Origin of the sequence: Flavobacterium sp. ABG (assembly GCF_001027725.1) — a bacterium.
In the GTDB taxonomy this organism is placed as follows: Bacteria; Bacteroidota; Bacteroidia; order Flavobacteriales; family Flavobacteriaceae; genus Flavobacterium; species Flavobacterium cupriresistens.
The window spans coordinates 117151-134403 of record NZ_LEKS01000002.1 but is presented as its reverse complement, the minus strand read 5'-3'; the positions used below and the strand labels follow the sequence as shown (position 1 = coordinate 134403).

3 protein-coding genes are annotated in these 17253 nt (G+C 32.7%); all 3 read left to right on the top strand.

Going from position 1 to position 17253, the window contains the following annotated elements; translation table 11 throughout:
* Positions 1 to 25: 25 nt before the first annotated feature.
* Genes AB674_RS02070 through AB674_RS02060 form a run of 3 tightly spaced genes read left to right on the top strand, consistent with a single transcriptional unit; the run spans position 26 to position 17243 of the window.
* Positions 26 to 11128 carry a non-ribosomal peptide synthetase gene (locus AB674_RS02070; protein WP_047773445.1) on the top strand — a complete coding sequence of 3701 codons (11103 nt, stop codon included), beginning with the start codon at positions 26 to 28 and terminating at the stop codon, positions 11126 to 11128.
* A gap of 39 nt (positions 11129 to 11167) precedes the next feature.
* Positions 11168 to 14794: a beta-ketoacyl synthase N-terminal-like domain-containing protein gene (locus AB674_RS02065; RefSeq protein WP_047773443.1), complete on the top strand. Its 3627-nt coding sequence runs from the start codon at positions 11168 to 11170 to the stop codon at positions 14792 to 14794.
* A gap of 58 nt (positions 14795 to 14852) precedes the next feature.
* Entirely contained in the window at positions 14853 to 17243 is a 2391-nt protein-coding gene (locus AB674_RS02060; protein ID WP_053004176.1) for an outer membrane beta-barrel family protein, read from the top strand.
* The last annotated feature ends 10 nt before the right edge of the window (positions 17244 to 17253 follow it).

Here is a 17253-nt window from a genome sequence, read left to right as displayed (position 1 = left end):
ACAATATATAAAAATTTCAAAAGCAATGAATAATCTAGTAAATGAACTTATCGAGGCCGGCATATTGCTTGAAGTTAAGGATGGGAAATTAAAAATGTTCTCTGCTAATCCTACTATAAATGAGCAATTGCTAAATAAAATTCGTGAGAACAAACAATTTTTAATTGATTATTTAAATGCGAAAAGTCAAAAAACGAACTCTGAAATCTATAAAGCCGATATAGCCGACTTGTATCCGGTATCTTATGCTCAGAAAAGGATGTGGATTTTAAGTCAACAAAGTGAAGCTTCTTTAGCCTATTCTATGCCGATGACTTTTAATCTGAATAATGAAATAGATATAGAAAAGTTTGAGAGAGCCATAGATTCGGTTATTAGAAAACATGAAATACTACGAACCGTTTTTATACAGAATGACCTGGAAGTTTTTCAGAAAGTAATGCCTTATGAGAGTAGTAACTTTAAATTGGGATTAATTGATTTAAGCAGTACTAAAGATGCTGAAGAGGAATTTAAAAAGAAGGTACAATTTGAAAATTCGATAATTTTCGATTTGGAAAATGGACCTTTGCTTAAAGCTATTTTATTTAAACTTTCAGATGCGAAGTATATATTTTATTGCAATATGCATCATATAATATCTGATGGATGGTCTCAGGGCATCATCATAAAAGATACCTTGGCATTTTATGAATCATACAACAACGAAAATCTGCTGGAAATTTCTGAATTGGATATTCAATATAAAGACTTTACCCTATGGCAAATAGAAGAGTTGAAGAAAAACCAATCCAGGCATATTTCTTTTTTTGAAACCTATCTGCAAGGAGATTTACCAAGAATACAACTACCGAGTACTACAATCAGACCAAAAATAAAATCGTACAATGGTGCTATTTTAAGCGTTTTATTGCCTCGTGAATTGACTGATAAAGTTCAACTGTTTTGCAAAGAAAATGACAGTACTCCATTTAATTTCTACTATGCTCTTTTTAATGTTTTATTGTATAAATATACCTATGAAACGGATATTGTAATTGGGACTCCTATTGCGGGCAGAAGTCATCATCAAGTACAAAATCAGATTGGATGTTTTATAAATACGATGGTTTTAAGAACCAAATTAGATCCAGAAGCTGCATTTATAGATAATTACAAAAGTATTAAAGCAAATGTGCAGTCTGTTTTTGAGCATGAAAATTATCCTTTTGACTGTTTGGTTGAAGATTTAAAGATTAAATCAGATCCTAGCAGGAGTTTGCTATTTGATATACTATTGGTTTATCAGAATTTTAGTGAGAATAATACAAAGAAAGAAACAGTTAAAAAGGAAGGCGTACAAAATTTAGGGGAGTCAAAGTCAAAACTGGATTTAGAAATTGTTTTCATTGAAGAGCAAGGAAGCTTAAGTTTAAATATCAATTACAATACTGATTTATATAACAGAGAAGTCATCACTTCTTTGATGCATCACTTTATCAAGATAAGTGAAGTTGTAATTGAAAACCCAAAAATAGAACTAAAAAACATTACTTTTTTGTCTGAATCAGAGCAGATTCAATTGTTAAACGAATTTAATAGCACTACCGTAACATACCCAAAAGATAAAACAGTTGTTGAATTGTTTGAAGAACAGGTTAGAAAAAATCCAAAAGGGACCGCTGTAATTGCAAAAGACACTTTCCTTACCTATGAGGAGTTAAATGCAAAATCAAACCAGTTAGGTGCTTATTTGAGGGAAAATTATAATGTAGTTCCGGATGATATTATAGGCGTTGCGTTACAAAGATCAGAAACTCTTATTCTGGCAATATATGGGATCTTAAAAGCAGGGGCGGCCTATGTACCAATAGATCCAAAGTATCCAACTGAAAGAAGATCATATATAGAAGAAAATTCAAAATGTAAACTAGTTATTGATGATAGTTTTATAAATAAATATGAAACTGAATCAGACCGCTATTCTACAGATAATTTAGAATTAAAGTGCAATCCTAATTCTTTGCTATATACTATTTATACCTCGGGGACAACAGGTAATCCTAAAGGGGTAATGATAGAAAATCATTCGTTAATAAACAGATTGTTTTGGATGCAAAAAGCCTATAGTCTGGATGAATCAGACGTGATATTGCAAAAAACAACTTTTACTTTTGATGTTTCGGTATGGGAATTATTTTGGTGGAGTATTTTTGGCTCTAAAGTGTGTTTGTTAGCGCCGGATAAAGAAAAAGAACCAAGCGCAATCATTGACACTATCGAATCTGATAAAGTCACAGTGATGCACTTTGTTCCTTCTATGCTCTCTTCTTTTTTAGAGTATTTAGTTCATTTTCCTGATGAAATAATCAAACTAAAATCATTAAAACAGGTTTTTACAAGTGGAGAAGCTCTTTCTAAAACAGACAGCGATTTGTTTTTTGATTTGCTGCCGGAAGTTTCATTAATGAATTTGTATGGCCCGACAGAAGCAAGTATAGATGTGACCTACTACGATTGTGGAAGTAAACAATACGATCAGATCATACCAATAGGAAAACCTATTGATAACACACAAATCTTTATTTTAGACCCTTATGGGAATATGGTTCCAAAAGGAGTTAAAGGCAAATTATATATTGCAGGAGTCGGTTTAGCAAGAGGTTATCTGAATAATGAAAAATTAACTAAAGAAAAATTTGTAAACAATCCTTTTAAAAATAACGAACTAATTTACGATACCGGAGACATAGCCGAATGGTTAGAGGATGGAAATATTAATTTTCTGGGTAGAATTGACGATCAAGTTAAAATAAGAGGTTTTAGAATTGAACTAGGGGAGATAGAATACCATTTAAAATCTAAAAAAGATATTGATACAGCTGTGGTTTTGGCTAAAGAATCCACAGATGGAGAGAAAAGTTTAGTGGCCTACATCGTTTCCCAAAAAGATCAAAACGTATCTGATTTAAGAAACTTTTTGATGGATAAGTTGCCTAATTATATGATTCCCTCTCAATTTGTACAAATTGAGCAAATTCCGTTGAGCGCTAGTGGAAAGGCCAATAAAAAAGAATTATTAGCATTAGATCAAGCAGAGTTAACGAACAATATTCCTTATGTGGGAGCTGAAAGTGTTGAAGAGAAAGCGCTTATAGAAGTCTGTAAAGATATTTTAAATAAGGAAAAAATTAGTATCAATGATAGTTTCTATAATGTTGGAGGAGATTCTATAAAGTCAATACAAATCGTATCACGTTTAAAACAAATGGGATATGCGCTAAAAGTTGAAGATGTTTTAAGGACACCAATTTTTAAAGAATTAGCAGCACTTTTGAAAATTGATGTGCTAAAGATTGATCAGTCAGAGGTTCTTGGAAAAGTAGATTTAACGCCTATCCAACATTATTTGTTTAAAACTTTTGAGTTACCACACCATTTCAACCAATCCATTTTACTCAAAAGTAAAAAACCTGTCAATGTAGCGTTGTTGCATCAAAGTCTGATTCTGATGTTAGAAAAGCATGACGCATTGCGAATGACTTTTAATAAAAACAGTGACAATTGGGAGCAAATTAATGGTTCCTTCGAAGATATAGACTTTCAAATTCCTACATACGATTTAACTACTTCGGATGATGCATTGAATGAATTAAAAACAATAGCTGAAGAATTCCAATCCTCGTTTAATCTTAATAACGGATCTTTAATTAGAGTAGCGCATTTTAAATTAAACGATGGAGACCGAATAGCAATTATAATACATCATTTAATTGTAGATGGTGTTTCATGGAGAATATTAATTGAAGATCTTTTTACCTTATATAAACAAGGACTGGCAAATGAAACATTTAAGTTGCCTTTAAAAACGGACTCTTTTCAGCGCTGGGCACTACTTCAGAAAGAATATGCTTATAGCGACAGATTATTGATTGAAGCAAAGTATTGGGAAACAATTTGCGAGAAAAACATACCTACAATAAAGATTTTTGATAATCGAAAAGAGCAAATTAAAGAAAAGATAGACTTTAGTTTAGACGAAACAAGCACTCAACTCTTGCAAACCAATTTCCATCAAATTTATAATACCGAAATTAATGATGTTTTGTTGACCGGGCTTGGCTTGGCAATAAAAGAGATCTTCAATTGTAGTCAAACCATCTTAAAAATGGAAGGGCACGGCAGAGAAGAAATCATTGACAAAATAGATATTAGCAGAACAGTTGGATGGTTCAGTACTTTTTACCCGGTAGTATTAGATTTGACAGATACCGATGACGCCGTTACCGTTTTAACAAAGGTTAAAGAAGATTTAAGAAAAATACCTAATAAGGGAATTGGTTTTGGGATTTTAAAATATCTAAATGAGTCCTACAACCATTTATCCTTTTCTCCTTCCGTTCTGTTTAATTTTCTGGGAGATTTTGATACTTCTTTTAAATCAAATAATAATGACGCTGAGTTTGTTTATTCGACGGAATCAATGGGTCAAAATATTTCAAAAGAAAATACAGATAACGTTCTTCTTGATGTATCAGGTTCAATTGTATCCGGCAAATTATATATGAGTGTTACTTTTGATACTGCCAGTTTTTCTAGAGAAGAAATAGTATCCTTAATGGCCGCTTATAAAAGCTATCTTACGGATCTTATCCAAAACGTTTCAAGTAAAAAAAATAGTTTTAAGACTCCTTCTGATTTAACGTTTTCTGATTTGACAAGCAAAGAATTAGAACTGATAAATTGGGATGGTTCTATTGAAGATGTATATGAATTATCTCCTTTACAAACAGGAATATATTTTCATTGGTTAACAAATAGCTCTAAATCATTGTATTTTGAGCAAATTTCTTATAAACTAAAAATCAGTCAGATTGGGATTGACGCTATTGCCAGTGCCTATCAAAAATTAGTAGATTGTCATTCCGTATTGAGAACTCATTTTAATAATGATTTGGCGGATATTCCTTTGCAAATTGTTCGTAAAGAAGTAAAAGCAAATTTTAAATTTGATGAGGTTGATCCTAATTTAAAAGGAGAGAGTCTTGAAGATTATATCGAAAAATATAAGGTTGAAGATAGAGAAGAGGGGTTTAATTTGTCGGATGATTCATTGATGCGCCTAAAAGTTCTTAGCTTAGGAAATAACCAATTCGAATTTGTATGGAGCCATCACCATATTCTTATGGATGGATGGTGTATGAGCAAATTAATCAGCGATTTTAACCTGATACTAAAAGCAGTAAATCAAGGTATTCCAGCTAATATCCCGAAACCTAAGCCCTATTCTGATTATATTAAGTGGTTAAGAAAGGTAAATACAAACGATTCTTTTGCATACTGGAAAAACCAGCTTCAAGATTATAGTAATAGTGCGACAATTCCTTTCGTTAAGCAAAAAACGAATAAGGAGTATAGCGATTCTATAGTATCACTAAAAATAGACGGTAAACTATTTAAGCAAATAGATGAATTGTGTAAAAAAATATCGGTTACACAGAATGTATTCTTACAAACCGCCTGGGGCGTACTTTTATCAAAATACAACAATGATAATGATGTTGTTTTTGGATCTGTAGTTTCTGGTCGTCCTGCACATTTAAATGGAGTTGAAAATATAATAGGATTGTTTATTAATACAATACCTGTCAGGATTAAATATGAAAATGAAAGTACGCCTATTCAACTTTTGGAGGAAATACAAAAAAAGGCAATAGATAGTAATTCACACCATTATGTGAGCTTAGCTAAAATTCAGTCACAAAGTGAATTAGATTCAAGCTTGATCAATCATATTATGGTTTTTGAAAATTTTCCTTTAGAAGCAGCAGTATCGGCTTCAAAATCAGATATTGGGACGGAAGAAAAAATAACGATTGAATCTGTTGGCGTATTTGAGCAAACAAATTATGATTTTAATATTATAATAGTACCGTCAAAAGAGTCTTTACAAATTCAATTTAAATTTAATGGTAATAAATTTGATGAAGAGTTAATGCAAAGACTGTCATCGCATTATTATAATGTTATGAACTATTTTGTTGCTTCCGGTACTAAAGCAATAAGTGCTATTGCGTGCATAACCGATGATGAAAAAGAAATCGTTTTTAATACATTTAATGCAACCCAAACTGATTTTAGAAGAAACCAAAAGGGCTTTTTTTCGAATACAAATGAGGAAAACTTTTCTAACGAAAGAGGGGAATTAAATACTTTCCCGGAGGAGAAAGAAATGACTTTATTAGACCTGTACAAGGTTACAGTTTCTAAATTTCCAAATAAAACGGCTGTTTCTTGTAGCAAATCGGTATTAAGTTACAATGAACTAGATACACTTACCAGTCAATTAGCAAATTATCTTCGAACATTTTATGGTGTTCGATCAAATGATTTAGTAGGGATAAAATTGGAGCGTAGTTCCAATATGCTTGTTGCAATATTAGGGATTTTAAAATCAGGCGGGGCTTATGTTCCTGTAGATACAAGTTACCCTGAGGAGCGATTGGAGTACATCAAATCAGACAGTGGTTATAAACTCTGCATAGATGAGAATTTCCTGAAAACTTTTGAAATTGAAAAAGACAACTATCAAAAAACAATTGAGGGTATAAGTGTTTCCGGTAGCAATATGGCCTATGCCATTTACACCTCAGGTTCGACAGGTAATCCAAAAGGGGTACTGAATAATCACGCCGGGCTTTACAACAGATTATTATGGATGCGTGATGACCTTAATATTAGCTCTGAAGATGTAATTTTACAAAAGACACCTTATACTTTCGACGTGTCGGTCTGGGAACTTTTGATGCCGGCTATTACAGGATCCTGCTTGGTATTTGCAGAACCGGAAGGGCATAAAGATCCTTCCTATCTTCAGGATTTGATAGCGCGTTCACAAATAAATATCATGCACTTTGTTCCTTCGATGTTAGGGATTTTCCTTGAAGAGTTAGACGCAGAAAAATGTAGGAGCTTAAAACATGTGGTTTGCAGCGGAGAAGCCTTACCGAGTATTATGGTGGAGGAGTTTAAACAGAAATTGCCATGGGTTCGTATTCATAATCTATACGGCCCAACTGAAGCAGCTATTGATGTTACTTCAATTGATTTAACAGATGTAGACACAAATGAGCTAGGAGTTACTATAGGTAAACCCGTGGCCAACACTAAATTATATATCGTTGACAGGCAGATGTCACTGCAACCGATAGGAGTTCCCGGTGAATTGCTAATAGAAGGAGTGCAGGTTTCTCAAGGTTATCTGAACAGACCTGAGTTGAATGCTGAAAAATTTATGGCGAGTCCTTTTAATGAAGGAGAACGAATATATCGCACAGGAGATTTGGCTAAATGGCTGCCAAATGGTGAAATAGTCTATATAGGCAGGATCGACAATCAAGTAAAGATTCGTGGTAATCGAATAGAGCTTGGAGAAATCGAAACCAGAATATTAGAATCAGGTTATGTTGATAACGTTGCTGTTTTGGTAAAGGGAGAAGAGCTTGCAAGGAAGTATCTCGTTGCTTATGTGATCCCAAAAGAAGGATACCAACAAGAAGATTTATATACGTATTTAAAAAGTCGATTACCAGAGTACATGTTACCGGGATTGGTAATAGAGATGGATAGTTTTCCATTAACATCGAGTGGTAAACTGGATAGAAAATTGCTGCCTGAATCCAACGAAGGTGGTTTGTTTTCAGAATCATTTCAGGCGCCAAGAAATCAGATGGAATCAGAATTGGCTGCTATTTGGGAAGAAGTTTTAAAATTAGATAAAGTAAGTATTCACGATAACTTTTTTCGTATAGGTGGCGATTCTATCGTTTCTATACGCTTGATTAGCAAGATCAATAAAGCGATTAAGCATAAAATTACAATCGGGGATTTATATGAAAACAATACAATAGAAGCTTTAAGTAACTTAATCGCTAAAACGAAAGGAATTTCGAATGAAGATGATCGTTTAAGCGAGCAAATAATTGAGAAAGTTGAGAAATTAAAATACGAGGTACTAAATGTAATTGAAAACAGTGCTTTAATTGAAGACATCTATCCGATGCATGATATTCAAAAAGGGATGGTTTTGTTGTCGTCAATTAATCCAACGAATGGAATTTATCATGATCAGTTTGTATTCCAAATTCCAAAAGTTAATGTGCAGTTATTGGAGCAATCCCTATCAAAATTAGTAGATAAACATGCCGTTTTGAGAACTTCTTTTGATTTGGTCAATTATAGTGAAGAAATTCAAATTGTCCGAAAAGAAATAGATTTTGAAATCACGCCATTAGATATTCAAACTTTAAATTCAAAAGAGCAAGAAGAATTTATTAATGCTTTTATGGTCTCAGAACGTAAAGTTCCTTTTGATGTTAATACGGCTCCACTTTGGCGAATTAATTTATTTACCGTTTCACCGTTCAATGAAGTGCTGGTATTTCAATTCCATCATGCTATTTTAGATGGATGGAGTGTTGCTTCTCTTTATACGGAGTTGTTTCAGATTTATAAGCAATTATCAAACAACCTTAAGTATGAAATAAATTATCTGAAAATATCTAATAAAGAAGCTGTTATTGACGAGTTGTTTAAAAAGAAAAGTCAAAAAAATATTGAATTTTGGGGGAATGAAATTAAAAGTGTTCAAAATCTTAACATTTTTAATACTAAAAGTACTTACCAACAATTTTCAAAGAGTTACGATCTGGATATTAAAGAAAAATTGCAAAAGAAATGCAAGGAAGATAATATTACACTAAAAACGCTAATTTATGGTGCATTGGTATACACTATAAAATTGCTATCTACAGAAAACGATTTTATGATTGGTTTAGTAGGTAATAATCGCCCTTCACTTGAAGACGGAGATAAGTTATTAGGATGCTTTTTGAATACAATACCGGTTAGAAACATACTAGCAGCTGATAGTGATCACATTAGTTGGAAAGAATATTTTAGAAGTATTGATGACAAATTAATTAGTTTAAAAAGTTATGAAGATTTGACTTTTTTAGAAATTAATAAACTGGCTAATGCAGCAGGAAATCAATCACAATTAATTAATGTGCTCTTTAATTATGTTGATTTTCACATTTACGAAGAATTGGAAACGAAAGTAGTTGATAAAAAAGACTCAAAAAAGGTTCAAAATTATTTGAATATTAAGTCACATGAATCAACCAACACCTATTTTGACGTAGATGTAAATGCCTCAGGAAACAGGTTTGTGTTAAATTATACCTTACAGAGAGAATTTAAGAATGATCTCACATTAGAAAGAATCCATAAATTTATGGATAGCATTATTTTAAATTATATCGATGCTTCTGAAAAAATAGTCAGCAAAACCGCTCTCATTTCCAGTGCAGAAGAACATGAAATTTTAGCTGTTTTTAATAAACCATCAATAGAATATACGCAGCACACCATATTGGAATTGTTCGGTGAAAGTGTCCGCAAGCACCAATCAAATCAGGCAATTATAGATAGCAAGGCCACATTTACCTATGCTCAACTTGATAAAGAGAGCAATCAATTTGCAAATTTCTTAAAGAATAAATTTGAAATTTCTAATGGAGATGTAGTAGGAGTTGAATTGAATAATGATTGCGCAATGCTTATCTCTTTTCTGGCAATTCTAAAAACAGGAGGTGTCTATTTGCCAATAGACATTGATTATTCTGTTTCGAGAAAAGAATTAATTTATGCAGATAGCAATTGTAAAGTAGTTATTCAGGATCAAATTCTTCAGGATTTTAGAGATTTTAAAGCAGACTATAAGGATGAGTTTGAAATCAACGTCGATTCAAATGATACGGCTTATATTATCTATACATCCGGTTCAACAGGAAAACCTAAGGGGGTGCCTATTTTACACCGATCGTTAGCGGATTATGTGCTGACATTTAAAAATTATTTTAACATTAATTCTGACGATTGTATCGTTCAGCAGTCAAGTACATCATTTGATACTTCAATTGAAGAGATTTTTCCAATACTTATTAGTGGAGGTTCATTGGTAATGAATGAATCAAGGAAAGATATTAATCATCTGTTGGATTTATGCGAAAAACATAACGTCACCGTATTAAGTACAAACCCTTTTATCATCCAGTACATTAATGAAGTATATGATAATTATAATTTCAAATTCAGGGCTTTGATTAGTGGTGGTGATGTTTTAAAACCAAAATATATTGACAGAATATGGGACAAAATTAAAACATACAATACGTATGGTCCTACCGAAACTACCGTCTGCGCTACCTATCATGAAATAAAAGACTTAAACACTTTTATTTCTATTGGGAAACCAATTGATAATCGTCAAATTTATATTTTTTATCCCGAATCTACCCATTTGACACCTATTGGTTTATTCGGTGAAATTTGTATTGGGGGAGAAGGAGTGTCGTTAGGATATTTAAAGAGAGCAGATTTAACTGCAGAAAAATTTGTTGATAACCCCTATAATCCGGAAACCAAATTATACAGAACCGGTGATTTGGGACGTTGGTTACCGGATGGTAGCATCGAATTTTTAGGAAGAAGTGATTCTCAGGTTAAAATAAGAGGATTTAGAATAGAACTGGAAGAGATTGAATTAGCGATCCTTAATTCCGGGTATGTTAAAAATGCTGCTGTACTGACAATTGGTGATGAAGAAAATAAACGAATTGTAGCGTTTGTTGTTCCATTAGAAGGATATAGTAAGGAAAGTACAATGGATTATTTATCTGCTCATCTTCCGGAATATATGTTGCCAAGTTTGCTACTTAGCACGGAAACTTTACCCTTAACCATTAATGGAAAGTTGGATAAGGACGCATTGAAATTGCCGGATACAGATGATTTGTTTGCCGATACTTATCAACCGCCGAGCAATGATGTGGAGGAGAAATTGGTTGAAATATGGAAAAATTTACTGCATGTTAACAAAATAGGAATAAACAATAATTTTTTTGAAATAGGTGGTAACTCTATTATGGTAGTTAAACTTCAAAATGAGTTGCAAAAAGAGTTTGAAACTTTAATTAATATAGTTGAATTATTTAATAATGTGACTATTAAAAAACAAGCGTTCATACTCCAAAAAACCTTAAAAACAGATCAGGAAGAGGAAGTTCTAAAAACAATGAGTTTTTAGATTTTATCAGCTAATATTAAATTATTAATTCAATAAATTATGCAAGAACCAGTAGCAATAATCGGAGTATCTTTTGAATTTCCCGGGATTAAAACCTGGAAAGATTTAACAGCGTCTCTTACAGATAGTAAAACATATATAGATCATTTGTCCTCTAATCGTTTAGAAGATATTCACAATAGATTTGGGAATTTAGAAATGTCAAAAGGGGGGTATCTGCCCAATATAGATCAGTTTGATAATAAATATTTTGGAACCACCGAACGAGAAGCCGTAAAAATGTTTCCGGAGCATCGGTTATTTCTATTGCATGCGCTAAGAGCATTTTATGATGCCGGATATGTAGAAGAAGATTTAAAAAGTTCCAATACAGGGATTTTTTACACAGCATCCAGATCTGCCTATTCTAATTATTCCGAATTATCTTTTAATGAATTTGATGCCTTATTTGGAATTGAAGGAACCCGATTAGCCAACTTTCTGGACCTGCGCGGACCGGTTATAGCGATTGACACCACTTGTTCTTCTTCTTTGGTTGCGGTAAACAATGCGATTCATAGTTTAAATTTTAAGGAATGTGACAAGGCTTTAGTTGGAGGTGTAAAATTTAGCGCCATTACTAAAGAAGCTGCTGATGAATCAACTGTGGTTTCCAAAAAACAACATTGTAAACCCTTTGATGAAGAGGCAGATGGATTAATGAACGGGGAGGGAGCAGTTTGTATCGTGCTGAAACGTCTAACAGACGCAGAAAGAGATAAAGACCCAATTTACGGGATCATTAAAGGAAATGGTATCAATCATGGAGGAGCCAGAATTTCAAGTTTGACAGCTCCAAGTTCAGATGCACAGAAAGATGTGATTCTAAAAGCATGGCGAAATGCCCAAGTTTCTTCCAATCAAATTAAATTTATTGAAGCGCATGGAACAGGAACAATTCTGGGCGATCCTATAGAATTTGAAGGATTGAAAGCTGCTTTTTTAGAAGATAATCAAGACAATGCACTTTGCTCCATAAGCTCATTTAAAGGACAGGTAGGGCATTTGGATTACTTAAGTGGGTTAGCGGGTTTAGTTCGTTTAATAGCCGCCTTAAATAATATGGTTTTACCTATACAGGCTAACTTCAGAAAATTAAACAAGCATTTGAATACCGAAAATAGTCCGGTTAAAATTCAGGATAGTATTGGTATTTGGGAAAGTACAAATGGAGAACGAATTGGAGGTGTTAGTAGCTTCGGATTGACAGGAACCAATGTACACCTCGTTGTTTCCCAAAAAGAAATTACAAGAAACCCCGATAAGCAAGAATTTTTCTATCTGCAAATCAGTGAAGACAATAAGGAAAGATTCGATAATTTAAAAAAGCAGATTTTAAGAAAGATCGAAAATTTAAATTTAGAAGAAATAGGTCCATTTTGCCATAAAACAAATCGTTTGTTTCAGTTAAAAAATAACAATCAGGGATATGTTTTCTCCTCATTGGATACACTGAAGAACGATTTGAAAGCAGCTGAAAAGAGTACGGATAAAAAGACTGTTTTTTATATTCTTGATTTGGATATCTTGGAATATAACAAGGACATAATTACTTCAATACTCGAGGAGAATGAATTGATTCGTCTGCAGTGGGATAAAAATATTCCTTACTCAATAGATTCGATAGAGAATAAGAAAGTGCTTAATGTACTTTTTCAATTTGTGTTGTATAAATATCTGATCGCTAATCTGAATAAAAAAGTAAATTTCATTACCAAGAAAGGAGAAGGTAGTATCGGACAGTTAATAAATAAAGAAATAACGCCTCTTGAACTTATTAATAACCCTGAACGATGCATTACTAGTGATCATTTTTTTGATGAAGAAGCATTTAAAAAGTATTTAGAAACAAGCAATTCTTCTGATAAAGTAATAGTTGTGGATTTTTCAAATAAAAATCCTGACCGATTCGATGATTTAAAGTTAGAGGTATTAAATATAAAGGGAACACTAACAGATTTGAATCGTTTTAAACTTTACAGTGAAATTGTACTAGCTGGAGTTAGTGCGCTGAAAAGTAAAATTAATCCATTGTTTCATGATTCAGAGCTCCCTTATTTTGATTTAAAAAGATTTTGGCCGGAGACCAAACAAATAGTTCAGGAAAAAACGATTTCTAATACTGTTGCAGACATAACAAAATACGACCTATTGCAAATTACGAAGATTATCAAAGAGGTCTGGTGTGAAGTATTGGAAACCACAGAAATTGAAGTTGAGGATAATTTTTTTGATTTAGGAGGAAGCTCTCTTACAGCATTAGATATGATGAGTGAAGTTGAAAGTAAAATCAATGGAAGTAAGATTTCTTATGAAGATATGTACAATCACACCACCATCAAAGAATTGTCTCAAGTTGTTTTCGATCAACTAAATGCAGAGGATTTAACTAAAACGGTAGAGAAAGAGGTAGTTAATGTAGCCAATGATGAAATTAGGAAGAACGATTACGAACTGCTGATTAATAAGATTGAAACTGAAGAATACAGCAAAATCATACCAAAAAAAATAGTAGTCACAGGTGCTACAGGTTTAGTCGGCTCCTTTATGGTAGAATATTTAATTAAGAATACAGATGCACAAATTGTATGCTTAGTGAGAGGAGACGATAACAATTCAGCGCAGGATAGATTTTGGACACTATTGAATCAGAATTTTAAAATTCAAGAAAGTGCAAGAATTCAGATTGTGAAAGCGGATTTATCGTTAAGCAATTTTGGGGTTGAGCAAAAGGAGTTACTTACAAATGTTGATACTGTTTTTCATGTGGCGGGTTCACCCTCTTTTGTAAGTCAATACAAAGCTGAAGATCATATCAATTTCATAGGAACTAAGAATTGTATCGATTGGGCTAATGCTAATAACGTTCAAAACTTCAATTTGGTCTCAACGATAGGAATAGTAGGTCAAACAATGCCAAAAGAAATTAAGAATTTTTATGAAACGGATTTAAATGTCGGTCAAGAGACCAGTGGCTTAATTCACGCTTCTTCAAAAGTATTGGCAGAAGAGTATCTAAAAGATCATTTTAAAAATAATGCAAAGGTGTTCCGTATTCCAAACGTCGGAGGACGATATGAAGATGGGTTCATCTCTTCTGATTTAAGTAAAAATTTAATGAGCCTTAAGCTAAAATATTTTTATGAAATGGGCTATTACTCCAATGAAATTTTGAAATGGTATCCGGGAATTATTTTTACGCCTGTCGATCATTTAGCAGGCTTAATTGTAGAGATTGGGCTAACGAATGTCAATTCACTTAAAACATATCATCTCAATTTAGAGAAAGGTTTTTCATTTGGTGATATTATAGCCTCTTTTCTGAAAAATGACCTGTATCTGGAGAAAATTGAAGATCATGAATTGGTTCAAAAGCTAGAGCAAATAAAGAAAAACTCTATGAACGTTGGGTTAAATTTATACAGAATAGGACAAAACGAATCGGAAGAGGAGAATAATTTTAATTTTCAAAATAAAGCTACGATGAAGCTAATTGATAAGCTAAATATCGCTTTTGTAAACAATTATGATCGTTCTCATTATTTAGACAACATTGTTAAATTCTATCTAAGGGGAGCTCTTAAAAATGAAAACAAAAATCAGGTATCTGAAGTCAAAATTTTATAAAAATTATATAGAAAAATAAGCATTTCAATACTATAAACAATAAAACGCAAAATTTAAAATGAATTTATTTAAAGGAACAATAATCACACTATTCTTTTTCTTATCACTAAGCGCAAATTCGCAAGCAATCAAATCGATATCAGGTACAGTTGTTAATTCAAAAAATGAACCGGTTTTTGGAAATGTAGCAGTACTTTCCACAATTGATTCAACCTTAATCAAAGGAGGGAGTTTCTTAGATGGGAAATTGTTACTAACGGACATAAACAGAGATGAGGTAATTATTAAACTAACTTCAATTGAGTTTGTCGATACTTTTATAACTGTCAAAGATCAAGGTAAGGCTAATGTTCAATTGGGAAACATTAAGGTAAAAGACGGCGCTCTTACGCTAAATGAGGTAACCGTAAGTTCAAAAGTTCCTTTGGTGAGACAAAAAGCTGACGGAACACTGGAAGTTAAGGTTGCCAATACGGTGCTTGCGGCCAGTAACTCTCTGAACGAAATATTAAGTAAATCTCCAAGTCTAATCGTAGATACAAATGGGGTTTCCGTTTTTGGTAGAGGTCAGGCCGTAATTTATTTAAATGGTGTAAAAATCACCAGTGAGCAATTTTCTGCTATCGCAGTCTCTCAAATAGATAAAATAGAAATTATATCCAATCCTTCTGCCAGATACGATGCTGAGGGAAATGCTGTTGTGAATATTAAAACGAAAAGAAATACCGATGCTGGTTATAAAGGCTTAATTAATCAAAATGTTAGTTATTCCGACTTTGCTGGATTCAACACTTTTACAAGCACTAACTTAAATTATAAAACAGGTAAACTTTCTCTATTAGGGAACTATTCTATCCAGTTGGGGAAGGATCGTGAAATATTAAAGACTACAAGAAAAAGAGATGCTCAGGCAGACTTTTTGATCTCTGATTTAACAACAGAATGGAACAGGAACTTCGACAACTATTCTAATTATGGATTAGGAATGCAATATGATATTGATGATAAAAACTACATTTCTGCAGAGTATAGCGGCTATCTTGAAAAATTAGGCGGAAATCAGGAAAGTGTTAATGAGATTACAAATAATTCCGGTGTAGGGTTATATACGAGTGATATTAGAAAAAACAATTCAACTTATAATAATTCGATATCCCTAAATTATAATTCAGTTCTGGACACATTAGGATCTTCACTTTTTATTGGTACACAATCTTCTGCTTATAAATACAACATTGATGATCTTATATTTGCGAAAAGCGAAGGGAACGCGAATTCGTCAAATGTTCTTAAAAATTTAATAGATCATAAAATATTCATTTCAAGTTCTCAAATAGATTATACAAAAGTACTCAGTAGCGGTAGCATATGGGAAGCGGGTGCTAAAATCAGTTATGTGGATAACAAATCTGTTTTAGATTTTTTTAGTTCTGATAACGGTCAGGATTTTACGCCAGAAACTTCGCTTTCAAATGACTTCAAATATGTAGAAAATATTTCGGCGGCGTATTTGAATTATAGAGGGAAGTTTAATGATAAATTTTCTTATGGAATAGGAGCAAGAACAGAATTTACGGATTTTTCATTAACAGTAGATTCTGAACAAGGCCAGCAGCTAATAAAAGATAAGTATTGGAATGTGTTCCCAAATGCTTCATTAACTGTAAAACTATCAGATAAAATCAGTTTAAATACTTCTTATTCTTCAAGAATAAACAGAGTACCCTACAGATCACTTAATCCAAACATAGTTTACCAAGATCAATTTACATCTATTCAGGGTAATCCGGATTTAGTACCTGAAAAATCTCATTCCTTAGAAATGAGCACGAATTATAATAGTTACGGTTTCAAAATAGGTTATGACTATACGACCGATCCAATCGATGCTGCTGCCTTAAGAGGTAGCGACGCTAATAGTTATGTTTTAAAAGGAATTAATTTAAAAGAAAGACATAATTACTTTTTAACAGTTTCTAAAAGTATCAGTAACAAATGGTTAACTTCTACAAACAATGTAAGTGTTCGTTACACGAATTTAATCGATGATCAGTTTAATTTTCAAATAATGTCTCCAAGGCCACAAATCTATTTATATAGCAACAACACAATTAAAGTTCAAAACTTATTTAATATTGAGGTCCTAGCTTGGTATTTGGGTGAAAAATATTATGGACTGTATTATGATAAAAGCAGATATAATGTAACGATTGGTTTAGAAAAAAGCTTTTTTGATAAAGCATTGAGATGTCGATTAATTGCCAATGATATATTTCATTCCATCATAGCTTCCGGGGATTATAATGTAGGTGAAACTCAGATCTATTACAATCGAGAGTACAATACAAGTTATGTTAGAGTTGCCTTGTCTTATAATTTTGGAAAACTTAAAAAAGTAACGTACAAAAATACAGCAACAGGAGAGTCTGAGAGTGACAGAGCCAGATAATTTTAATTTT